This is a genomic window from Streptomyces apricus (assembly GCF_008369065.1).
GTDB classification, from domain to species: Bacteria; Actinomycetota; Actinomycetes; order Streptomycetales; family Streptomycetaceae; genus Streptomyces; species Streptomyces apricus.
The window spans coordinates 438,654-460,204 of the sequence record NZ_VDFC01000046.1; the positions used below are offsets into that span (position 1 = coordinate 438,654).

Here is a 21,551-nt window from a genome sequence, read left to right on the forward strand (position 1 = left end):
CCGCAAGGGGGCGCGGACGCCGAGCCGGCCCCGCGGCCCCCGGCGTCGAAGTCGGCGTCCGCACCGGCGGCAGAGCCACCGGCCGCCACGCCCGCGTTCCCGCCCTCGTCCGCCCGCAAGTCCGTCCAGTCGGTCAACCACCCCGACCGTCACTGGCGGGTCGGCCACGACTCCGTGCGGCTCGACCGGGTGGACCCGCGCGGCTCGTCCTGGGGCGGGCACAGCGCCTCCTTCAGGCTGGTCCCCGGCCTCGCCGACTCCTCCTGCGTCTCGTTCTCGCTCGGCGAGGGCCGCTACCTGCGCCACTTCCAGTTCCGGCTGCGCGCCGACCGGGACGACGGCTCCGCGCTCTTCGAGAAGGACGCCACGTTCTGCCCGCGGCCCTCGGCGTTCTCCGGCGCCGTGATGCTGGAGTCGGTGAACTACCCCGGCCGCTTCCTGCGGCACAGCGACTTCCGGCTCCGTCTGGACCCGTACGAGAACAGCCGCCTCTACCGGGCGGACGCGGCGTTCCGCCTGGTCGACGGTCTGGACTGAACCGTCCGGCACACGTACGTACAGGGCTCGGGGGGTGCTCAGACGTTGAAGCCGAGCGCCCGGAGCTGGTCACGGCCGTCGTCCGTGATCTTGTCGGGGCCCCACGGCGGCATCCACACCCAGTTGATGCGGAGCTCGTTCACGATGCCGTCCGTGGCGGACTTGGCCTGGTCCTCGATGACGTCGGTGAGCGGACACGCCGCCGACGTCAGGGTCATGTCGATCGTCGCGATGTTCGCGTCGTCGATGTGGATCCCGTAGATCAGTCCGAGGTTGACGACGTCGATGCCCAGCTCGGGGTCGACGACGTCGTACAGGGCCTCGCGCACTTCTTCCTCGGAGGCCGGTTTCATCTCGATGGTCTCGCTCATGCCGTCTTCCTCTCGGCGCCGGCCTCGCCCAGGGCCTGGGCCGTCGCGTCCTTCCAGGCCATCCAGCTCAGCAGCGCGCACTTCACGCGGGCCGGGTACTTCGAGACCCCGGCGAACGCGACCGCGTCCTCCAGGACCTCCTCCATCGCGTCGTCGGGTTCGATGCGGCCCTTGGACTGCATCAGCTCCAGGAAGGTCTCCTGGATCCGCTGCGCCTCGGCCAGGTCCTTGCCGACGAGCAGGTCGTTCAGCACGGAGGCCGAGGCCTGGCTGATGGAGCAGCCCTGGCCCTCGTAGGAGACGTCGCCGATCGTCATGCCGTCGTACCGCACGCGCAGCGTGATCTCGTCGCCGCACGTCGGGTTGACGTGGTGCACCTCGGCGTCGCCGTCCCGCAAGCCCCGCCCGTGGGGGTGCTTGTAGTGGTCCAGGATGACTTCCTGGTACATCGAATCCAGCTTCACGCCGTCAACCCCGCCTTTCTACGATGGCTCCTCAGCCGAAGAAGTTCCGTACGTGCTCCAGGCCGTCGACCAGTGCGTCGATCTCGGCCGGTGTGGAGTACAGATAGAACGACGCCCGCGTGGTCGCAGGAATTCCGTACCGCAGGCAGACGGGCCGTGCGCAGTGGTGTCCGACCCGGACCGCGATGCCCTGTTCGTCGAGGACCTGGCCCACGTCGTGCGGGTGGATGTCACCCAGCGTGAACGAGATCGCCGCGCTGCGGTCCTCGGCCGTCGTCGGGCCGATGATCCGCAGGTCCGGGACCGCGGTGAGCTTCTTCACCGCGTACTCGGTGAGGGCGTGCTCGTGCGCGAGGACCTTGTCCATGCCGATCGCGTTCAGGTAGTCGATCGCCGCGCCGAGTCCGACCGCCTGGGCGATCGGCGGGGTGCCCGCCTCGAACTTGTGCGGGGCCGGCGCGTACGTCGACGAGTGCATCGACACGGTCTCGATCATCTCGCCGCCGCCGAGGAACGGGGGCAGGTCCTCCAGCAGCTCCTGGCGGCCCCACAGGACGCCGATGCCGGTCGGGCCGCACATCTTGTGGCCGGTGAAGGCCACGAAGTCGGCCTGGAGGGCCTGGACGTCCAGCGGCATGTGCGGGGCGGCCTGCGAGGCGTCGATGCAGACCAGGGCGCCGACCTCCTGCGCGCGGCGCACTATCGCCTCGACCGGGTTGACCGTGCCCAGGATGTTCGACACCAGCACGAAGGAGACGATCTTCGTCTTCTCCGTGATGATCTCGTCGATGTTGGACAGGTCGAGCCGGCCGTCGTCGGTGAGGCCGAACCACTTCAGTTTCGCGCCGGTGCGCTGCGCGAGCAGCTGCCACGGGACGATGTTGGAGTGGTGCTCCATCTCCGTGATGACGATCTCGGTCTCGTGGTCCACCCGGTAGGGCTCGTCGGCCCAGCCGAGCATGTTCGCCACGAGGTTGAGCGACTCGGAGGCGTTCTTCGTGAAGATCACCTCGTCGCGGCTCGGCGCGTTGACGAACGCCGCGACCTTGTCGCGCGCGCCCTCGTACAGCGCCGTGGCCTCCTCCGCGAGCACGTGCACACCGCGGTGGACGTTGGCGTTGTAGCTCTCGTAGTAACCGCTGAGAGCGTCCAGCACCTGCCGCGGCTTCTGCGAGGTCGCCGCGTTGTCCAGGTAGACGAGCTTGCGGCCGTCGTGGACCTGGCGGTCCAGGATGGGGAAGTCCTTACGGATCGCCTCGGTGTCGAGGAGGCCCGGCAACTGCGTCACGCTGATGCGCCACCCTTCACGTACTTGTCGTAGCCCTCGGCCTCGAGCTGGTCGGCGAGCTCGGCGCCACCGGACTCGGCGATGCGGCCGTTCGCGAACACGTGCACGTGGTCGGGCTTGATGTAGCGCAGGATGCGCGTGTAGTGCGTGATCAGCAGGGTGCCGACCTCACCGGTGTCGCGCACGCGGTTGACGCCCTCGGAGACGACGCGCAGGGCGTCGACGTCCAGGCCGGAGTCGGTCTCGTCGAGGATCGCGATCTTCGGCTTGAGCAGCTCCAGCTGGAGGATCTCGTGGCGCTTCTTCTCACCGCCGGAGAAGCCCTCGTTCACGTTGCGCTCGGCGAAGGAGGGGTCCATGTTGAGGCGCTCCATGGCCTCCTTGACCTCCTTGACCCACAGCCGCAGCTTGGGGGCCTCGCCGCGGACCGCGGTGGCGGAGGTGCGCAGGAAGTTGGAGACGGAGACGCCGGGGACCTCGACCGGGTACTGCATGGCGAGGAAGAGGCCGGCGCGGGCGCGCTCGTCGACGGACATCTCCAGGACGTCCTCGCCGTCGAGGGTGACGGTGCCGCCGGTGATCGTGTACTTGGGGTGGCCCGCGAGCGAGTAGGCGAGGGTCGACTTGCCGGAGCCGTTGGGGCCCATGATGGCGTGCGTCTCGCCCTGCTTCACGGTCAGGTCGACGCCCTTGAGGATCTCCTTCGTGGCGTTGTCGGCCTCGACGGTGACGTGCAGGTCGTGGATTTCAAGCGTTGCCATGGGTTCCTCAGGACTCCTGGGTGAGGGAGACGAGCACGTCGTCCCCTTCGATCTTTACGGGGTATACGGGCACGGGGCGCGTCGCGGGGAGGCCGGACGGCTTGCCGGTTCTGAGGTCGAACGCGGAGCCGTGCAGCCAGCACTCGATCTGACAGTCCTCCACCTCGCCCTCGGAGAGCGAGACGTTCGCGTGCGAGCAGATGTCGTGGATCGCGAACACCTCCCCCTCGGTCCGCACGACGGAGACCGGCGTGCCGTCGAGTTCCACCCGCTTGGGGGTGTCCTCCTCCAGCTCACCGAGCCCGCAGGCGCGCAGGAACGTCGCAGAGTCAGCCATCAGACCGACGCCTCCAGCTCCTCGTCGATCTTCACGAGGAGGCGTTCTTGGATGTCGTCGACGCCGATCTGCTGGACCAGCTCGGCGAAGAAGCCGCGCACGACCAGCCGGCGGGCGTCGTCGGCCTGGATGCCGCGGGCCATCAGGTAGAAGAGCTGCTCGTCGTCGAAGCGGCCGGTCGCGGAGGCGTGTCCGGCGCCGACGATCTCGCCGGTCTCGATCTCCAGGTTCGGTACGGAGTCGACCCGGGCGCCGTCCGTGAGGACCAGGTTGCGGTTCATCTCGTAGGTGTCGGTGCCCTCGGCCTTGGCCTCGATGAGCACGTCGCCGATCCACACGGCGTGCGCGGCCTCGCCCTGGAGGGCGCCCTTGTAGACGACGTTGGACTTGCAGTGCGGGACGTTGTGGTCGACCAGGAGGCGGTGCTCCTGGTGCTGGCCGGCGTCCGTGAAGTACAGGCCGAGCAGCTCGGCCTCGCCGCCGGGCCCGGCGTAGGTGACGCGCGGGTGCAGGCGCACGACGTCGCCGCCGAAGGTGACCACGAAGGACTTGAAGGTGGCGTCCCGGCCGATCAGCGCGTTGTGCTGGCCGACGTGGACGGCCTTGTCGTCCCAGTCCTGGACCGAGACGACGGTGAGCTTGGCGCCGTCCCCGAGGACGAAGTCGACGTTGGCGGCGAGGACCGCGTCACCGGTGTGGTCGATGACGACGACGGCCTCGGCGAAGGCTCCCAGCTCGACGACCTGGTGGCCGTAGGCGACCCCGCCGCGGCCGTGCACGGCGATGCGGATCGGCTCGGTGAGCACCGTCTCCTTGGGGACGGTGACGACACCGGCCTTCTCGAACGCCGAGTAGGCCTGCGCGGCGACGCGGTCCACCGGGGTGCCGGCCCGGCCGAGCCGCTCGTCGTCACGGCCGACGGTCTCGACCGTGACGCCCTCGGGCGCGGTGACGTCGACCTGCACGCCGTCGCCGGTGGCGACCGCGGTGCCGTCGTGCAGCCCGCGCAGGCGCTCCAGCGGCGTGAACCGCCATTCCTCCTCGCGGCCGTGGGGGACGGGGAAGTCCGCCACGTCGAAGGACGGGGGCGCGCTCATGCGCGTGGCGACGGTCGACTCGGCGGCCACCGCGATCTGGCCCGCGGTGGTCGACCCGCCGGGGATGTTCTGAGCCTCAGCCATGGCTGTCGGTCTGCTCTCTTCCTACGTCAGATTTCGCTAGCTGTGTCCGGAGGGCGGCCGGTCCTAACCGACCGCGCCCTCCATCTGCAGCTCGATCAGCCGGTTGAGCTCCAGGGCGTACTCCATGGGCAGCTCCTTCGCGATGGGCTCGACGAAGCCGCGCACGATCATCGCCATCGCCTCGAACTCGGAGAGACCGCGGCTCATCAGGTAGAAGAGCTGGTCCTCGGAGACCTTGGAGACGGTCGCCTCGTGGCCCATGGACACGTCGTCCTCGCGGACGTCCACGTAGGGGTACGTGTCCGAGCGGGAGATCGTGTCGACGAGCAGCGCGTCGCACAGCACGTTCGACTTCGAGCCGTGGGCGCCCTCGCCGATCTCGACGAGACCGCGGTAGGAGGTGCGGCCGCCGCCGCGCGCCACGGACTTCGACACGATGTTGGAGGACGTGTTCGGCGCCATGTGGACCATCTTGGAGCCGGCGTCCTGGTGCTGGCCCTCGCCCGCGAAGGCGATGGAGAGGGTCTCGCCCTTGGCGTGCTCGCCCATCAGGTAGACGGCCGGGTACTTCATGGTGACCTTGGAACCGATGTTGCCGTCGATCCACTCCATGGTCGCGCCCTCGTACGCCACGGCGCGCTTGGTGACCAGGTTGTAGACGTTGTTCGACCAGTTCTGGATGGTCGTGTAACGGCAGCGGGCGTTCTTCTTGACGATGATCTCGACGACCGCGGAGTGCAGCGAGTCCGACTTGTAGATCGGGGCGGTGCAGCCCTCGACGTAGTGCACGTAGGCACCCTCGTCGACGATGATCAGGGTCCGCTCGAACTGGCCCATGTTCTCCGTGTTGATACGGAAGTAGGCCTGCAGCGGGATCTCGACGTGCACGCCCTTCGGCACGTAGATGAAGGAGCCGCCGGACCACACCGCGGTGTTCAGCGACGCGAACTTGTTGTCGCCGACCGGGATGACCGTGCCGAAGTACTCCTTGAAGAGCTCCGGGTGCTCCTTCAGGGCGGTGTCGGTGTCGAGGAAGATGACGCCCTGCTCCTCCAGGTCCTCGCGGATCTGGTGGTAGACGACCTCGGACTCGTACTGGGCCGCGACACCGGCGACGAGGCGCTGCTTCTCCGCCTCGGGGATGCCGAGCTTGTCGTACGTGTTCTTGATGTCCTCGGGCAGGTCCTCCCAGGACTCCGCCTGCTTCTCCGTGGAGCGCACGAAGTACTTGATGTTGTCGAAGTCGATGCCGGAGAGGTCGGAGCCCCAGTTCGGCATGGGCTTCTTGTCGAACAGGCGCAGGCCCTTGAGACGGAGCTTGGTCATCCACTCCGGCTCGTTCTTCTTGGCGGAGATGTCCCGGACGACGTCCTCGTTGATACCGCGCTTGGCAGAGGCACCGGCCACGTCGGAGTCGGCCCAGCCGTATTCGTAGTTGCCCAGGCCCTCGAGTTCGGGGTGGGCGGTCTCCTCGATGGGGAGCGTCATGCGGGGTTCCTCCCGGCGGTGCTTGCGGATGCGTTATCGGGTGTCTTGGAAATCTTGGGGATGAACGTCGTGCAGACGCCGTCGCCGTGGGCGATGGTGGCCAGCCGCTGCACATGGGTCCCGAGGAGCTGGGAGAAGATCTCGGTCTCCGCCTCGCACAGCTGCGGGAACTGCTCGGCGACGTGGGCGACCGGGCAGTGGTGCTGGCAGAGCTGCTCCCCGACCGGTGCGCTGCGCGCCGTAGCAGCGTACCCGTCCGCGCTCAGGGCCCTGGCCAGCGCTTCGGCGCGTTTGTCCGGGGCGGCGGACTCGACGGCCGCGCGGTAGGCGCCGGCCTGGGCGGCCATCCTGGCGCGGGCGAAGGCGACGAGCGCCCCCTCGCCGCCCTCGCGCTCGGCGATCCAGCGCAGGGCGTCCGCGGCGAGCTTGTCGTAGGACTGGTCGAAGGCGTCCCGGCCGCAGTCGGTCAGCGCGAACACCTTGGCGGGGCGCCCGCGGGTGCGCGCGCCGTAGACGCGCTGCTCGCGGGCCTCCACGACGTCGTCGCCGACGAGGGCGTCCAGGTGCCGGCGGACGGCGGCCTGGGTGAGGCCGAGGCGTCCGGCGAGGTCCGCGACGGTCGACGGGCCGTGGTCCAGGATGGATCGCGCGACGCGGTTGCGCGTGGAGCGCTCACCGGTCGCGAGTTCCTCCTGAGGGGCCCCCGTGGGGGTCTCCCGAGCCTCGCCGACGTTTTTCACAACACCATTGTTGCGTAATTCCCCAGGGAGTGACAAGCCGTGTCCATGCCGAGCGGAGTGCGCTGCATCACTTAGGTAAACCTAATCTGACCTGCGGCGATGATCTTTGATCGATCAATCCGGTGGCGCCGCCGGGAGGGGTCGGCGAGACTGGCGAACCATGCCGACACCCCCTCCCACCGGCCCACTCGTGACCCGCGTCACCCTCGCCGCGGACCTGCGCGCGCTCGGTGTGCGCCCCGGCGAGACGCTCCTGGTGCATTCCTCGCTGCGTTCCCTCGGGTGGGTGAACGGCGGGGCGGTCGCCGTGGTCCAGGCACTGCTCGACGCGCTCGGCCCCGAGGGCACCCTCGTGGTCCCCACCCAGACCGGCCACCTCTCCGATCCGGCCCTGTGGAACCGTCCGCCCGTGCCCGAGGAGTGGTGGCCCTCGATCCGCGCCACGATGCCCCCGTACGACCCGCTCGTGACGCCCGCGCGCGGGGTGGGCGTGGTCCCGGAGACCGTGCGGACCTGGCCCGGCGCCCTGCGCAGCGCGCATCCGCAGACCTCGTTCGCGGCCCTCGGCCCGGACGCGCCTGCGATCGTCGGGGGCCACGCGCCGGACTGCCGGCTGGGCGAGCGCAGCCCGCTGGCCCGCCTGGAGGAGCGGGGCGCCCGGGTCCTGCTCCTCGGCGCGGGGTACGACTCCTGCACCGCCTTCCACCTCGCCGAGTACCGCATCCCCGCCCCGCGCGTCGAGGTCGGCAGGCCCGTGCTCACGCCCGGCGGGCCGGCCTGGGAGGTGGTCACGGAGGTCTCGATCAGCTCGTCGGAGTTCGACACGCTGGGCGCCGACTTCGAGCGGGACCGCCCCGTCGTACGGGGCCGGGCGGGCGCGGCCGGCACCCGGCTGTTCCCGCTGGCGGACGCGGTGGCCTACGCCGGGCGGTGGCTCGCGACGCACCGCCCGCGCGACGAATGGATCACGGACGGCGTGACGTCCCCGAGCCGCTCCTGACCCGCCCCGCCGGTCGGGGGCCGCCCGGCCGTCCCTAGACTTGGCGCCCATGCGAAGTGAGGCCGCCCATGCGAAATGACCCCGTCGTCCAGGTCTGCGGCCTGGTGAAGCGGTACGGCGGGAAGACCGCCGTGGACGGCCTGGACCTGGTGGCCCGGGCGGGCATCACCGCCGTCCTCGGGCCGAACGGCGCGGGCAAGACCACCACCGTCGAGAGCTGCGAGGGCTACTGCAGGCCCGACTCCGGGACCGTGCGGGTGCTGGGCCTGGACCCGGTGCGCGAGGCCGCCGCGCTGCGCCCGCGCATCGGGGTGATGCTCCAGTCCGGCGGCGTCTACTCCGGCGCCCGCGCCGACGAGATGCTCCGGCACGTCGCCCGGCTGCACGCGCACCCGCTGGACGTGGCTGCGCTGACCGAGCGCCTGGGCCTGGGCAGCTGCGGCCGGACCCCGTACCGGCGGCTCTCCGGCGGCCAGCAGCAGCGCCTCGCGCTCGCCATGGCCGTCGTCGGCCGCCCCGAGCTGGTCTTCCTCGACGAGCCGACCGCCGGCCTCGACCCGCAGGCGCGCCGGGCCACCTGGGACCTGGTGCGCGACCTGCGGGCCGACGGGGTCTCGGTGATCCTCACCACGCACCACATGGACGAGGCCGAGCAGCTCGCCGACGACGTGGCGATCATCGACGCGGGCAAGGTCGTCGCGCAGGGCTCCCCCGAGGAGCTGTGCCGCGGCGGCGCCGAGAACACCCTGCGCTTCAGCGGCCGCCCCGGCCTGGACGTGACCTCGCTCCTCAAGGCCCTGCCCGCGGACTCCACGGCGGCCGAGCTCACCCCGGGCTCGTACCGGGTGGGCGGCAAGATCGACCCGCAGCTCCTGGCGACCGTCACCACCTGGTGCGCCCAGCACGGGGTGATGCCGGAGAAGATCTCCGTGGAGCGGCACACCCTGGAGGACGTCTTCTTGGAGCTCACCGGTAAGGAGCTGCGCGGATGAGCGCGGGAACGGACACCCCGGCCACGGGCGGGGGCACCTACGCGCCGCGTCCCGGAGCGGCCCCGCTGCCCCGGATGATCGCGGCGCAGGCGGCGCTGGAGACGAGGATGCTGCTGCGCAACGGCGAGCAGCTGCTGCTGACGGTGGTCATCCCGACGCTGCTGCTGGTGCTGTTCAGCGCGGTGGACATCGTCGACACGGGCGAGGGCAAGGCCGTCGACTTCCTGGCGCCGGGCATCCTCGCGCTCGCCGTGATGTCGACGGCGTTCACCGGCCAGGCGATCGCGACCGGCTTCGAGCGGCGGTACGGGGTGCTCAAGCGGCTCGCCGTCTCCCCGCTGCCCCGCTGGGGCCTGATGACGGCCAAGACCCTGTCCGTGCTGGTCACGGAGGTGCTGCAGGTGCTCCTCGTGACGGTGATCGCCCTCGCGCTGGGCTGGTCGCCGCACGGCAACCCGCTGGCCGTGCTGCTCCTGCTGGTCCTGGGCACCGCGGCGTTCTCGGGGCTCGGCCTGCTGATGGCGGGCACGCTGAAGGCGGAGGCCACCCTCGCCGCCGCCAACCTGGTCTTCCTGCTGCTGCTGGTGGGCGGCGGGGTGGTCGTGCCGCTGGACGAGTTCCCGCAGGCGGCGCAGGACGTCCTCGGTCTGCTGCCGATCTCGGCGCTCTCCGGCGGCCTGCGGGACGTGCTCCAGCACGGCGCGGGCATGCCGTGGGGCGACCTCGCGATCCTGGCGGTGTGGGCGGTCGCCGGCCTGGCCGCCGCCGGGAAGCTCTTCCGCTGGGAGTGAGGGCGCGTATGCGCTCGGTGGCGGGGAGGGGGCTCGTGAACGCATGCACAAGCAGCCCCCTACGATGGTTCCCGTGCCGAACGTGACCCGAGCGGATGCCGCTCAAGCCGTGCGCAACCCGCTCGCCTTCATCGCCGGGCGCTGGACCCCCGCTCCCCGGACGGTCCGGCGCGCCGCTCTCGCCGCCCTCGTCATGGCGGTGCTGATCGTGGTGACCGGCGGCGCGGTCCGCCTGACCGGCTCGGGCCTCGGCTGCCCGACCTGGCCCAAGTGCACCGACGACTCGCTCACCAACACCCACGAGATGGGCGTGCACGGCGCCATCGAGTTCGGCAACCGCATGCTGACGTACGTCCTGTGCGCCGCGGTCGGCTGGGCGATCGTCGCCGCCCGCTCGCAGAAGCCGTACCGCCGCAGCCTCACCCGGCTCGGCTGGGCGCAGTTCTGGGTCGTCATGGGCAACGCGATCCTCGGCGGCGTCGTCGTCCTGGTGGGCCTGAACCCGTACACGGTCGCCGCCCACTTCCTGCTCTCCACCGCCCTGATCGCCGTCGCCACGGTGATGTGGCAGCGCACCCGCGAGGGCGACGACGCGCCGCGTCCGCTGGTCGGCAAGCCGGTCCAGCAGATGGCGTGGATCCTGGTCGGCGTCACCGTGCTGCTGATCGCGGTGGGCACGGTCGTCACCGGCGCGGGCCCGCACGCCGGCGACTCCAGCGAGGTCCACCGGATCCCGCTGGACTGGGAGGCCGTCACCAAGCTGCACGCCGTGCTGGCCTGGATCGTGGTGACGCTGGCCTTCGCCCTGTGGTTCGTGCTGAAGGCCGTCGACGCCCCGAAGGGCCCGCTGCACCGCACCCGCGACCTGTTCCTGGTGCTCCTCGCCCAGGGCGCCATCGGCTACGTCCAGTACTTCACCGACCTCCCGGAGATCCTGGTCGGCGCCCACATGCTCGGCTCCTGCCTGGTGTGGATCGCCACGCTCCGCGTCCTGCTGGCCCTGCGGGAGCGGCCCGAGGTCCTGGCGGGCCTGCCGGGCCAGTCGACGCAGTCGGCGCTCAGCCGCACCTGAGCGCACCCCCGCGGGACCACCGCCGACATCTCACGTGTACGCGGCCACGAGCCGGTCGATCGCCGGTGCGAGGTAGTCCCGGGTCAGCCGCGCCCGCCGGGCCGTCCACTCCCCGGACGGCGTCGGTCCCGCCGGCTCCTGCTCCGGGTACCGCCGACGCCTGACGTCCGCGACCACCTCCCCGGGCGCGCCGAGGCCGGGCAGCAGGTCCAGCGCCTCGCGCTTGGTGATCAGCCGCCCCTCCTTCAGGGTGACCGCGGCGCGGGCGTACGTGACCATGCCGAGGTCCACCCAGACGTCCTGCGTCCAGTTGCCCGCGCGGTCCACCGCGCGGCGCCAGAAGTCCCGCTGGTCCCGGACGACGAACGCGGCGAGCTCCTCGTCCGTCACCGGCGGCAGCAGGCCCGCGGGCCCCTCCCCCGCCAGGACGAGGCCGAAGTCGTGCAGCTCGCGCCGGGTCACCGGGGTCACCGGCCGCCTGAAGAGCTGCCGGTGCGCCCAGGTGAGGTGCCGGTGCTCCGGGTCGGCCGCCGTCCGCGGCGTCAGGTAGCTGCAGTGCAGCTTGCCGACGAGCGGCTCACGGCGCAGGCGGGCGTGCAGCCGGGCCACCCGCCAGACCGTCCCCGCGGTGACGGGACCGGCCAGGACCGCGATCAGGTCCAGGTCGCTGCGGCCCTCCTGGTAGTCGCCCCCGCCGAGCGAGCCGTGGGCCCACACGGCCAGGGGGCCGAGGTCGCGCAGTTCGGAGCGGAAGCGGTCGAGGAGCCGGTCGGTCGCGGCGCTGCGGGTCATGCGCCCAGTCTGTGCGGATCACTCGACCCCGTACACCCGCCTGGCGTTTCCCGCCGCAATCAGTCCCGCCACCCGCTGCGCGTCCGGCCGCGACCAGGCGCCCTCGGCCACCCAGGCGCCGAGCACCCGCGCGAGCGCTTCGCGGAAGAGACGCGCCCCGACCACATGGAGCTCGGGCAGCGCGTGGGCCCCGCTGGAGAAGAGCAGCTTGCCGAAGGGGGCGAGCTCCAGGATCTCGGAGAGCACGGCCGCCGCCCGGGCCCCGGTGCGGACGAGGGCCGCGCCCAGGTCGGCGTAGACATGCGGGAAGACGCCCGCGAGGTGCGCCGCGTGGCGGTGGTACGGGTAGCCGTGCAGCAGCACCAGGTCGGTGCCGAGCCCCGCCGTGGCGCGGGCGAAGTCGGTGAACAGGGCGGGGTCGGTGCGGTCGATGCGCAGGCCGGGCTCGCCGAGTCCGGCGTGGAGCTGGAGCGGCCGGCCGGAGGCGACCGCGATCCACAGCAGGTGCCGCAGCAGGACCGGGTCGCTGAGCACGCCGCCCACCCGGCGCCCCGCCAGCCCGGCGCCCCGCCAGCCAGCGCCCCGCCGCGCCCCGCACCTCACCGGGCCCGGGCGGTTCCGGCGCGAGCGCCAGTCCGTGCCGGGCGCCCGCCACCGAGGTGAACGCGACGGCGTGCACGGCGGCCCCGTGCACCGACTCGGCGAGGTTGGCGAGGAAGGACTCGACCGTGCCCGAGGTGTCGGCGACCTGTTCGGCCAGCAGTTCGAGGCGGACGATCTCGTGGGCGTCGGCGGCTCCCGTGGAGGCCATCTCGCCGGGGCCCGTGAGGTCGCCCGGCAGCCCGGTGTCGACCAGGTAGGTGGTGATGCCGGTCCCCCGCAGCAGCTTGCGCCCCGCCTCCAGGACGCCGAGCTCCCGGCGCCGCGCCAGGTAGCGGGCGGGCGGGCAGTGCGGTTCCAGGCCCAGCAGCGGGGGACACCAGCGGCGTACGGCGAAGCCGGTCTGCGTGTCGAAGAACGTGGTGCCGGGGGCGGGCAGGCCCTCGCCCCGGGCCAGGTGGGCCTCGAAGGTGCCGAGGCCCAGTTCCGTCCGCAGCACGCCGTGGCAGTACTGGTCGACCAGCGACGGCGTTTCGATCATCCGGACCTCCCCCGCGCGTGGCCGCGCCGTGTCACAGGGCCTAACGGGGGAGGTGGGTCCTCGGGTGCGGGTCAGTCGTCGGCGGGGCCGCCCACCTGGATGCCGGCCATGCGGCTCCACTCGTACGGGCCCGTCCTGACCTTGTTCGCGAAGTCGCCGTCGAACGTCTCGTGGACGGTGATGCCGGACCGCTTCACGGCTTCCTCGGCGAGCGCGTAGGACGGTGCCACCAGGTCGCCCCAGTGGCCGTCCTCGCCCACGAGCACGATCCGGGCACCCATCTGCCCGAGGTACGCGACCTGTCCCTCGGCGCCGCCGTGCGCCTGCGCGAAGGCGGAGATCTGCTTCACGAGCTTCGCCACCCGCCGCTCACCCTTGGCGTCCGCCCGGCCACCGGCACCCTCGTCAACCTGCTGGATATCTGCCATACCCAGATGCTACCGACGGGTAGCAGCAGAGGGCTCGCCAGGGGCCTTGCTTCTTTTAGGGGCGCGGGGAACTGCGCAATCTTTCAGGGGCGCGAGGAACGGCGCCCGTCAGGGGCGCGGGGAACTGCGCAGTCTTTTAAGGGGCGCGGGGAACTGCGCGATCAACCCCCACCGGCGGTCAGCGCAGGAACGGATCCACGGCCACGGCCACGAACAGCAGCGACACATACGTGATCGACCAGTGGAACAGCCGCATCTCCTTGAGCTTCGCCCCCACGGCACCCCCCTTGGCCCGCGACTGCAACCCGTGCGCCTCCCACAGCCAGAACCCGCCGGTCACCAGCGCCACGGAGGTGTAGAACCACCCCGTGTACCCCAGCGGCGTCAGCAGCAGGGACACGATCACCATCGCCCAGCTGTAGAGCACGATCTGCCGCGCGACGACCCGGTTGGAGGCGATGACCGGCAGCATCGGCACGCCCACGCGCGCGTAGTCGTCCTTCACCTTCATGGACAGCGGCCAGTAGTGCGGCGGCGTCCAGAAGAACATGACCAGGAAGAGGATGACCGGCGCCCACGACATGGAGTTCGTGACGGCCGACCAGCCGATGAGGACGGGCAGGCAGCCCGCGATCCCGCCCCACACGATGTTCTGCGACGTACGCCGTTTGAGGATCATCGTGTAGACGACGACGTAGAAGAGCAGGGCCCCCAGCGACAGCCAGGCGGACAGCCAGTTGACGGTCAGGCCGAACAGGAGCGTGGAGACCACGGCGAGCGTGATGCCGAAGGCCAGGCACTCACGCGGGCTCACCATGCCGGTGACCAGCGGCCGCTGCGCCGTACGTTCCATCAGCGCGTCGATGTCGCGGTCGATGTACATGTTGAGCGCGTTGGCGCCCCCCGCGGACAGGTAGCCGCCGAGGCAGGTGAGCAGCACCAGCCTCAGGTCGGGCACCCCCTGCTCCGCCAGGAACATCACCGGAACGGTGGTGATCAGCAGCAGTTCGATGATCCGCGGCTTGGTGAGAGCGACGAACGCCTTGACCCGGGCCCCGAGCGGCCGCTTGTTCGTGCCCTGGCTCGTCCCGAGCTCCCCCGTAGCCCGAACGGCACGGGAGGTGCCCCCACCCGCTGGACGGGATTCAACGGCCGTCACGCACACCCCTGACAGAGACATCCCAGCGAGCCCCGGTGTGAACTCCCGGTAAAGGCTCGCGCGTACCACGCCACTGTAGACGTTGCCCAGACCCCGGCCTCGGCGGGGGTCCGCTCGTGTTGGAAGCGCCGCGCGGAGGACTGATCCGCCGCGGATTGAGCAGTCGGACCGACAGCTCCGTATTCACCTGCCGAATACGGAACCCGCCGGTCGGGAGGCGGAAGGGGGGAAGTCCCGGCAGTCTGGAATGACTCGAAAAAATGCGCGTTGCCACGGGGGTAGGCTCGACAGCGAGCCGGTGGGCGCCACGTGCACCGGCATTCGACATGTGCAACATGTGGAGAGGAGCCCTGACCCAGGGTGAGCACCAAGCCGACCACAACAGACCTCGCGTGGACCGAATTGGACCAGCGGGCCGTCGACACCGCCCGCATCCTGGCCGCCGACGCCGTACAGAAGGTCGGCAACGGCCATCCGGGTACGGCGATGAGTCTGGCACCCGCTGCGTACACCCTCTTCCAGAAGGTGATGCGGCACGACCCGGCCGACCCCGAATGGACCGGCCGCGACCGCTTCGTGCTGTCCGCGGGCCACTCGTCCCTGACCCTCTACACACAGCTCTACCTGGCCGGCTTCGGCCTGGAGCTGGACGACCTGAAGTCGTTCAGGACCTGGGGCTCGAAGACCCCGGGGCACCCCGAGTACGGGCACACCCGCGGTGTGGAGACGACCACCGGGCCGCTGGGCCAGGGCGTCGCCAACGCGGTGGGCATGGCGATGGCCGCCCGCTACGAGCGCGGCCTCTTCGACCCGGACGCCGCCCCCGGCACCTCCCCGTTCGACCACTTCATCTACGCGATCGCCGGTGACGGCTGCCTCCAGGAGGGCATCTCCAGCGAGGCGTCCTCGCTGGCGGGCCACCAGAAGCTCGGCAACCTGATCCTGCTGTGGGACGACAACCACATCTCGATCGAGGGCGACACCGAGACGGCCGTCTCCGAGGACACCGCCAAGCGGTACGAGGCCTACGGCTGGCACGTCCAGCGGGTGGAGCCGCAGGAGAACGGCGACCTCGACCCGGCCGCCCTGTACGCGGCGATCCAGGCCGCGAAGGCGGTCACGGACCGGCCGTCCTTCATCGCGATGCGCTCGATCATCGCCTGGCCCGCCCCGAACGCGCAGAACACCGAGGCCGCGCACGGCTCGGCGCTCGGCGACGACGAGGTCGCGGCCACCAAGCGCATCCTCGGCTTCGACCCGGAGAAGACCTTCGAGGTCGCCGACGAGGTGCTGGCGCACGCGCGCCAGGCGCTCGACCGCGGCCGCGAGGTCAGGGCCGAGTGGGAGAAGGGCTTCGCCGAGTGGCGCAGCGCCAACCCGGAGCGCGCCGCCGAGTTCGACCGCATCGCCGCGACCGAGCTGCCGGCCGGCTGGGAGGAGAAGCTCCCGGTCTTCGAGACCGGCAAGGGCGTCGCCACCCGTGCCGCGTCCGGCAAGGTGCTCCAGGCCCTCGGCGGCGTCATCCCCGAGCTGTGGGGCGGCTCGGCCGACCTCGCGGGCTCGAACAACACGACGATCGACAAGACGTCGTCCTTCCTCCCGGCGGACAACCCGCTGCCGGAGGCGAACCCCTACGGCCGCACGATCCACTTCGGCATCCGCGAGCACGCCATGGCCGCGGAGATGAACGGCATCGCGCTGCACGGCAACACCCGCATCTACGGCGGCACCTTCCTGGTGTTCTCCGACTACATGCGCAACGCCGTACGCCTCTCCGCGCTGATGCACCTGCCGGTGACGTACGTGTGGACGCACGACTCCATCGGTCTCGGCGAGGACGGCCCGACCCACCAGCCGGTCGAGCACCTCGCCGCGCTGCGCGCCATCCCCGGGCTGAACGTCGTGCGCCCGGCCGACGCCAACGAGACCGCGCTCGCCTGGCGCGAGATCCTGCGCCGCTACACCAAGGTCTTCGGCGAGGGCGCCCCGCACGGTCTCGCGCTGACCCGCCAGGGCGTTCCGACGTACGAGGCCAACGAGGACACCGCCAAGGGCGCGTACGTGCTCTTCGAGGCCGAGGGCGGCGAGCCCGAGGTCATCCTCCTCGCCACCGGTTCCGAGGTGCACGTGGCCGTCGAGGCGCGCGAGCGGCTCCAGGCCGACGGCACCCCCACCCGGGTCGTGTCCGTGCCGTGCGTGGAGTGGTTCGACGAGCAGGACCAGGGGTACCGGGACTCGGTGCTTCCCCCGTCCGTGAGGGCGCGCGTCGCGGTCGAGGCCGGTATCGGCCTGACCTGGCACCGCTTCGTCGGGGACGCGGGCCGCATCGTTTCCCTGGAGCACTTCGGCGCGTCGGCCGACGGCAAGGTCCTCTTCGAGGAATTCGGGTTCACTGCCGAGAACGTGGCGGACGCAGCCCGGGAATCGATCGCCGCAGCCCAGCGCTGACGCTCACATACGACACGTAGGAGATGCATTTTCCATGACAGACGCACTGAAGCGCCTCTCCGAAGAGGGCGTCGCGATCTGGCTGGACGACCTGTCGCGCAAGCGGATCACGTCCGGCAACCTCGCCGAACTGATCGACCAGCAGCACGTCGTGGGCGTCACCACCAATCCCTCGATCTTCCAGAAGGCGATCTCGCAGGGCGACGGCTACGACCAGCAGCTGTCGGACCTCGCCGCCCGCGGGGTCAGCGTCGAGGAGGCCATCCGCATGATCACGACGGCGGACGTCCGCGACGCCGCCGACATCCTGCGCCCGGTCTTCGACGCGACGCAGGGCCAGGACGGCCGGGTCTCGATCGAGGTCGACCCGCGCCTCGCGCACAACACCAAGTCGACCGTCGCCGAGGCCAAGCAGCTCGCCTGGCTCGTCGACCGGCCGAACACGCTCATCAAGATCCCGGCGACCGAGGCGGGCCTGCCCGCGATCACCGAGACGATCGCGCGCGGCATCAGCGTCAACGTCACGCTGATCTTCTCGCTCGACCGCTACCGCAAGGTCATGGAGGCCTACCTGGAGGGCCTGGAGAAGGCCAAGGCCGCCGGCCTCGACCTCTCCACGATCCACTCCGTGGCGTCCTTCTTCGTGTCCCGCGTGGACACCGAGATCGACAAGCGGCTGGACGCGCTGGGCACCGACGAGGCCAAGGCCGCCCGCGGCAAGGTCGGTCTCGCCAACGCGCGGCTCGCCTACGAGGCGTACGAGGAGGTCTTCTCCTCGGACCGCTGGGCCGCCCTGGACCGGGCGCAGGCCAACAAGCAGCGTCCGCTGTGGGCCTCGACCGGCGTCAAGGACCCGGCCTACAAGGACACCATGTACGTCGAGGAACTGGTCGCGCCGAACACGGTGAACACCATGCCGGAGGCGACGCTGTTCGCCACCGAGGACCACGGCGAGATCACCGGCGACACCGTCACCGGCAGGTACGACCAGGCCCGCGCCGACATCGACGCGGTCGAGAAGCTCGGGATCTCGTACGACGAGGTGGTCCAGCTCCTGGAGGACGAGGGCGTCGAGAAGTTCGAGGACGCCTGGAACGACCTGCTCAAGTCGACCGAGGCCGAGCTCAAGCGCCTCGCCCCCTCGGAGGGCTGAAATCTTGTCGAGCAGCAATCCGCTGCGTGACCCGGCGGACCGACGGCTCCCGCGCATCGCGGGGCCGTCGGGCCTCGTCATCTTCGGGGTCACGGGCGATTTGTCCCGTAAAAAGCTCATGCCTGCTGTTTATGACCTTGCCAACCGCGGCCTGCTGCCGCCGGGCTTCTCCCTCGTCGGCTTCGCGCGCCGCGAGTGGGCGAACGAGGACTTCGCCCAGGAGGTCCACGACGCCGTCAAGGAACACGCCCGTACGCCGTTCCGCGAGGAGGTCTGGCAGCAGCTCATCCAGGGGATGCGCTTCGTCCAGGGCACCTTCGACGACGACGACGCCTTCGAGCGGCTGCGCGACACGATCGGGGAGCTGGACAAGGCACAGGGCACGGGCGGCAACTTCGCCTTCTACCTCTCCGTGCCGCCGTCCGCGTTCCCGGTCGTCATCCAGCAGCTGAAGAAGCACGGCCTCGCCGACCAGACGAGCGGCTCCTGGCGGCGCGCGGTCATCGAGAAGCCCTTCGGCCACGACCTGAAGTCCGCCGAGGAGCTCAACGCCACCGTCGAGGAGGTGTTCGCGCCGGACCAGGTCTTCCGCATCGACCACTACCTCGGCAAGGAGACCGTCCAGAACATCCTGGCGCTGCGCTTCGCGAACCAGATGTTCGAGCCGATCTGGAACCGGTCGTACGTCGACCACGTGCAGATCACGATGGCCGAGGACATCGGCATCGGCGGCCGCGCCGGCTACTACGACGGCATCGGCGCCGCCCGTGACGTCATCCAGAACCACCTGCTCCAGCTGATGGCCCTCACGGCCATGGAGGAGCCCTCCTCCTTCGACGCGGACGCGCTCGCCGCCGAGAAGACCAAGGTGCTCGGCGCGGTGAAGCTCCCCCGCGACCTGGGCGCGGACACGGTCCGCGGCCAGTACGCCGAGGGCTGGCAGGGCGGCGAGAAGGCCGTCGGCTACCTCCAGGAAGAGGGCATCGACCCGAAGTCGAAGACCGACACCTACGCGGCGATCAAGGTCGAGGTGGACAACCGCCGCTGGGCGGGCGTCCCCTTCTACCTGCGCACCGGCAAGCGCCTGGGCCGCCGCGTCACCGAGATCGCCGTCGTCTTCCAGCGCGCCCCGCACTCCCCCTTCGACCACACGGCGACGGAGGAGCTGGGCCAGAACGCGATCGTCATCCGCGTCCAGCCCGACGAGGGCATCACGGTCCGCTTCGGCTCCAAGGTGCCCGGCACCTCCATGGAGATCCGGGACGTGTCGATGGACTTCGCGTACGGCGAGTCGTTCACCGAGTCCAGCCCGGAGGCGTACGAGAGGCTCATCCTCGACGTCCTGCTCGGCGACTCGAACCTCTTCCCGCGCACCGAGGAGGTCGAGCTGTCCTGGAAGATCCTCGACCCGATCGAGGAGTACTGGGACAAGCACGGCAAGCCCGCGCAGTACCCGTCGGGCACCTGGGGGCCCGTCGAGGCCGACGAGATGCTCGAACGAGACGGACGGAGCTGGCGCCGGCCATGAAGACGGACCTCACGGACACCACGGCCAGCAAGATCAACAAGGCGCTCGTGCAGGCGCGCCGGGCCATAGGCACCCCGGCCGTCGGCATGGTCCTCACCCTCGTCATCGTCACCGACGAGGAGAACGCCTACGACGCCCTGAAGGCCGCCAACGACGCCTCGCGCGAGCACCCCTCGCGCACCCTGGTCGTCATCAAGCGGGTCTCGCGCTCGCCCCGCGACCGCACCAAGTCGCGCCTGGACGCCGAGGTGCGGGTCGGCGCGGACGCGGGCACCGGCGAGACGGTCGTCCTGCGGCTGTACGGCGAGGTGTCCGACCACGCCCAGTCGGTGGTCCTGCCGCTGCTGCTGCCCGACGCGCCGGTCGTCGTCTGGTGGTCGGTGGACGCGCCCCGCGACGCCGCGGGCGACCCGCTGGGCGCCCTCGGCCAGCGCCGGGTCACCGACAGCTACACGGCGGAGAAGCCCGTCGAGGAGCTGAAGGCCCGCGCCGAGAGCTACGAGCCGGGCGACACCGACCTCGCGTGGGCCCGGATCACCCCGTGGCGCTCCATGCTGGCCGCCGCGCTCGACCAGGTCGACTGCGAGGTCGTCTCGGTCGAGGTGGCGGGCGAGGAGGCGAACCCCAGTGTCGAGCTGCTCGCCATGTGGCTGGCCGACCGGCTGCACGTGCACGTGCGGCGCGCCGTCTCGGCCGGCCCCGGCCTGACCCAGGTGCGCCTGGAGACGACCGGCGGCCCCATCACCCTGCACCGCTCCGACGGGTCGATGGCCACGCTGGCGCTGCCCGGCCAGCCGGACCGTGCGGTGGCGCTCAAGCGCCGCGAGACGTCCGAGCTGCTCGCGGAGGAGCTGCGCAGGCTCGACCCCGACGACACGTACGCGTCCGCGCTGCGGTTCGGGGTGGACCGGCTGGGCGGCATCCAGTCGGCCTCCCAGCGGCCCGAGGCGGCCACGTGGACCCCGGGCGAGCTCCCGGTCCGTCCGGTGCCGGACGCCTCGGGGCAGGCCGGGAAGCCGTCGGCGGTCTCCGCATCCGCGTCCGCCGCCCCGGCGGGCGAGGGCGACGGGCCGCGTCCCACGCCCGCCCAGATGCCCGCGGTCAGGAAGGCGGACCCGCAGTGAGCGCTCCCCAGCTGGTCGTCCACCGCGACAAGGAGCTGATGGCGCAGGCCGCCGCGGCCCGGCTCATCACGAAGGTCGTGGACGCGCAGGCCTCCCGCGGGTACGCCTCGGTCGTCCTGACCGGTGGCCGCAACGGCAACGGCCTGCTGGCCGCGCTCGCGGCGGCGCCCGCCCGGGACGCCATCGACTGGGGCCGGCTCGACCTGTGGTGGGGCGACGAGCGGTTCCTGCCCGAGGGCGACCCCGAGCGCAACGTCACCCAGGCCCGGGAGGCGCTGCTCGACTCGGTGCCGCTGGATCCGAAGCGGGTGCACGCCATGCCCGCGTCGGACGGGCCCTGGGGCTCCGACGTGGACGCGGCGGCGGAGGCGTACGCGGCCGAACTGGCCGGGGCCGCCGGGCCGGAGAACCACGGCCCGGTGCCGGTCTTCGACGTGCTGATGCTGGGCGTCGGGCCGGACACGCACGTGGCGTCGCTCTTCCCCGAGCTGCCCGCGGTCCGGGAGACGGAGCGGACGGTGGTGGGGGTGCGGGGCGCGCCGAAGCCGCCGCCCGTCCGGGTCACGTTGACGCTGCCCGCCATCCGGTCCGCCCGTGAGGTGTGGCTGCTCGCGGCGGGCGAGGACAAGGCGGAGGCCGCGGCGATCGCGCTGTCGGGCGCGGGTGAGATCCAGGCGCCGGCGGCCGGCGCGCGGGGCCGGGCCCGCACGCTCTGGCTCCTGGACCGCCCGGCCGCCTCCCAGCTCCCCCGGGACC

21 protein-coding genes and 1 pseudogene are annotated in these 21,551 nt (G+C 71.2%); 10 read left to right on the top strand and 12 right to left on the bottom strand.

From position 1 onward, the window contains the following. A partial coding sequence (locus FGF04_RS22060; RefSeq protein ID WP_188114175.1) for an AbfB domain-containing protein occupies positions 1 to 537 on the top strand: 537 nt, incomplete at its 5' end. Between the two features lie 38 nt (positions 538 to 575). Here the strand turns inward: FGF04_RS22060 and FGF04_RS22065 are convergent. From FGF04_RS22065 to FGF04_RS22100, 8 genes are all read right to left on the bottom strand, one after another. Then, the gene (locus FGF04_RS22065) at positions 576 to 908 is read right to left on the bottom strand and encodes a metal-sulfur cluster assembly factor (RefSeq protein ID WP_107017666.1); all 333 of its coding nucleotides are present in this window, start codon (positions 906 to 908) and stop codon (positions 576 to 578) included. Then, positions 905 to 1,372 (bottom strand): Fe-S cluster assembly sulfur transfer protein SufU, encoded by a 468-nt coding sequence (sufU, locus tag FGF04_RS22070; RefSeq protein ID WP_149513032.1) that lies wholly within the window; start codon positions 1,370 to 1,372, stop codon positions 905 to 907. Before sufU ends, FGF04_RS22065 begins: the two co-directional genes overlap by 4 nt. Positions 1,373 to 1,403: 31 nt before the next feature. Continuing rightward, positions 1,404 to 2,660, bottom strand: a complete 1,257-nt coding sequence (locus FGF04_RS22075; protein ID WP_149513033.1) for a cysteine desulfurase — start codon at positions 2,658 to 2,660, stop codon at positions 1,404 to 1,406. After that, positions 2,657 to 3,421, bottom strand: a complete 765-nt coding sequence (sufC, locus tag FGF04_RS22080) for a Fe-S cluster assembly ATPase SufC (protein ID WP_149513034.1) — start codon at positions 3,419 to 3,421, stop codon at positions 2,657 to 2,659. The genes FGF04_RS22075 and sufC overlap by 4 nt, the downstream gene beginning before the upstream one ends. Positions 3,422 to 3,428: 7 nt before the next feature. Then, a complete protein-coding gene (locus FGF04_RS22085; protein WP_149513035.1) occupies positions 3,429 to 3,758 on the bottom strand; it encodes a non-heme iron oxygenase ferredoxin subunit in 330 nt (109 codons plus the stop codon). Then, a complete protein-coding gene (sufD, locus tag FGF04_RS22090) occupies positions 3,758 to 4,939 on the bottom strand; it encodes a Fe-S cluster assembly protein SufD (protein ID WP_149513036.1) in 1,182 nt (393 codons plus the stop codon). The genes FGF04_RS22085 and sufD overlap by 1 nt, the downstream gene beginning before the upstream one ends. Positions 4,940 to 5,002: 63 nt before the next feature. After that, a complete protein-coding gene (gene sufB, locus FGF04_RS22095; RefSeq protein ID WP_149513037.1) occupies positions 5,003 to 6,427 on the bottom strand; it encodes a Fe-S cluster assembly protein SufB in 1,425 nt (474 codons plus the stop codon). Next, positions 6,424 to 7,167, bottom strand: coding sequence for a helix-turn-helix transcriptional regulator (locus tag FGF04_RS22100; RefSeq protein ID WP_149513038.1), 744 nt, complete (start codon positions 7,165 to 7,167; stop codon positions 6,424 to 6,426). Before FGF04_RS22100 ends, sufB begins: the two co-directional genes overlap by 4 nt. A 160-nt stretch (positions 7,168 to 7,327) precedes the next feature. Here FGF04_RS22100 and FGF04_RS22105 point away from each other — a divergent pair, with 160 nt between their 5' ends. The 4 genes from FGF04_RS22105 to FGF04_RS22120 all read left to right on the top strand — a co-directional run bounded on the left by FGF04_RS22105 (position 7,328) and on the right by FGF04_RS22120 (position 11,022). After that, entirely contained in the window at positions 7,328 to 8,167 is an 840-nt protein-coding gene (locus FGF04_RS22105; protein WP_149513039.1) for an aminoglycoside N(3)-acetyltransferase, read from the top strand. Between the two features lie 68 nt (positions 8,168 to 8,235). Then, entirely contained in the window at positions 8,236 to 9,159 is a 924-nt protein-coding gene (locus tag FGF04_RS22110) for an ABC transporter ATP-binding protein (protein ID WP_149513040.1), read from the top strand. Then, positions 9,156 to 9,950: an ABC transporter permease gene (locus FGF04_RS22115; protein ID WP_149513041.1), complete on the top strand. Its 795-nt coding sequence runs from the start codon at positions 9,156 to 9,158 to the stop codon at positions 9,948 to 9,950. Before FGF04_RS22110 ends, FGF04_RS22115 begins: the two co-directional genes overlap by 4 nt. 64 nt (positions 9,951 to 10,014) lie before the next feature. Continuing rightward, the gene (locus tag FGF04_RS22120) at positions 10,015 to 11,022 is read left to right on the top strand and encodes a COX15/CtaA family protein (protein WP_149513042.1); all 1,008 of its coding nucleotides are present in this window, start codon (positions 10,015 to 10,017) and stop codon (positions 11,020 to 11,022) included. Between the two features lie 30 nt (positions 11,023 to 11,052). Here FGF04_RS22120 and FGF04_RS22125 read toward each other — a convergent pair whose 3' ends face one another. The 4 genes and pseudogenes from FGF04_RS22125 to FGF04_RS22140 all read right to left on the bottom strand — a co-directional run bounded on the left by FGF04_RS22125 (position 11,053) and on the right by FGF04_RS22140 (position 14,548). Continuing rightward, on the bottom strand, positions 11,053 to 11,814 hold the full coding sequence (locus FGF04_RS22125) for a nucleotidyltransferase (RefSeq protein WP_149513043.1): 762 nt from the start codon (positions 11,812 to 11,814) through the stop codon (positions 11,053 to 11,055). Between the two features lie 18 nt (positions 11,815 to 11,832). After that, a pseudogene (locus FGF04_RS22130) lies at positions 11,833 to 12,955 on the bottom strand (amidohydrolase family protein). A 71-nt stretch (positions 12,956 to 13,026) separates the two neighbouring features. After that, positions 13,027 to 13,383, bottom strand: coding sequence for a hypothetical protein (locus tag FGF04_RS22135; RefSeq protein ID WP_149513044.1), 357 nt, complete (start codon positions 13,381 to 13,383; stop codon positions 13,027 to 13,029). 178 nt (positions 13,384 to 13,561) lie between these two features. Beyond that, positions 13,562 to 14,548 carry a heme o synthase gene (locus FGF04_RS22140; protein ID WP_408055663.1) on the bottom strand — a complete coding sequence of 329 codons (987 nt, stop codon included), beginning with the start codon at positions 14,546 to 14,548 and terminating at the stop codon, positions 13,562 to 13,564. 354 nt (positions 14,549 to 14,902) lie between these two features. Here FGF04_RS22140 and tkt point away from each other — a divergent pair, with 354 nt between their 5' ends. From tkt to pgl, 5 genes are all read left to right on the top strand, one after another. Then, positions 14,903 to 16,990 (top strand): transketolase, encoded by a 2,088-nt coding sequence (tkt, locus tag FGF04_RS22150; protein ID WP_149513045.1) that lies wholly within the window; start codon positions 14,903 to 14,905, stop codon positions 16,988 to 16,990. Positions 16,991 to 17,024: 34 nt separating this feature from the next. Further along, on the top strand, positions 17,025 to 18,143 hold the full coding sequence (gene tal, locus FGF04_RS22155) for a transaldolase (RefSeq protein ID WP_149513046.1): 1,119 nt from the start codon (positions 17,025 to 17,027) through the stop codon (positions 18,141 to 18,143). 1 nt (position 18,144) lies between these two features. Continuing rightward, positions 18,145 to 19,671, top strand: coding sequence for a glucose-6-phosphate dehydrogenase (zwf, locus tag FGF04_RS22160; RefSeq protein WP_328596409.1), 1,527 nt, complete (start codon positions 18,145 to 18,147; stop codon positions 19,669 to 19,671). Then, entirely contained in the window at positions 19,668 to 20,795 is a 1,128-nt protein-coding gene (opcA, locus tag FGF04_RS22165) for a glucose-6-phosphate dehydrogenase assembly protein OpcA (RefSeq protein ID WP_149513048.1), read from the top strand. Before zwf ends, opcA begins: the two co-directional genes overlap by 4 nt. Continuing rightward, positions 20,792 to 21,551 (top strand): 6-phosphogluconolactonase (gene pgl / locus FGF04_RS40140; protein ID WP_188114176.1); only part of this gene is annotated, 760 nt, incomplete at its 3' end. The genes opcA and pgl, both read left to right, overlap by 4 nt.

What these genes read in the sequence shown, in the direction of transcription:
- FGF04_RS22065 (WP_107017666.1), bottom strand. Translation starts at nt 908, where the DNA reads ATGAGCGAGACCATCGAGATGAAACCGGCCTCCGAGGAAGAAGTGCGC.
- sufC (WP_149513034.1), bottom strand. Translation starts at nt 3,421, where the DNA reads ATGGCAACGCTTGAAATCCACGACCTGCACGTCACCGTCGAGGCCGAC.
- FGF04_RS22085 (WP_149513035.1), bottom strand. Translation starts at nt 3,758, where the DNA reads ATGGCTGACTCTGCGACGTTCCTGCGCGCCTGCGGGCTCGGTGAGCTG.
- sufD (WP_149513036.1), bottom strand. Translation starts at nt 4,939, where the DNA reads ATGGCTGAGGCTCAGAACATCCCCGGCGGGTCGACCACCGCGGGCCAG.
- sufB (WP_149513037.1), bottom strand. Translation starts at nt 6,427, where the DNA reads ATGACGCTCCCCATCGAGGAGACCGCCCACCCCGAACTCGAGGGCCTG.
- FGF04_RS22105 (WP_149513039.1), top strand. Translation starts at nt 7,328, where the DNA reads ATGCCGACACCCCCTCCCACCGGCCCACTCGTGACCCGCGTCACCCTC.
- FGF04_RS22110 (WP_149513040.1), top strand. Translation starts at nt 8,236, where the DNA reads ATGCGAAATGACCCCGTCGTCCAGGTCTGCGGCCTGGTGAAGCGGTAC.
- FGF04_RS22115 (WP_149513041.1), top strand. Translation starts at nt 9,156, where the DNA reads ATGAGCGCGGGAACGGACACCCCGGCCACGGGCGGGGGCACCTACGCG.
- FGF04_RS22120 (WP_149513042.1), top strand. Translation starts at nt 10,015, where the DNA reads ATGGTTCCCGTGCCGAACGTGACCCGAGCGGATGCCGCTCAAGCCGTG.
- FGF04_RS22125 (WP_149513043.1), bottom strand. Translation starts at nt 11,814, where the DNA reads ATGACCCGCAGCGCCGCGACCGACCGGCTCCTCGACCGCTTCCGCTCC.
- FGF04_RS22135 (WP_149513044.1), bottom strand. Translation starts at nt 13,383, where the DNA reads ATGGCAGATATCCAGCAGGTTGACGAGGGTGCCGGTGGCCGGGCGGAC.
- tal (WP_149513046.1), top strand. Translation starts at nt 17,025, where the DNA reads ATGACAGACGCACTGAAGCGCCTCTCCGAAGAGGGCGTCGCGATCTGG.
- opcA (WP_149513048.1), top strand. Translation starts at nt 19,668, where the DNA reads ATGAAGACGGACCTCACGGACACCACGGCCAGCAAGATCAACAAGGCG.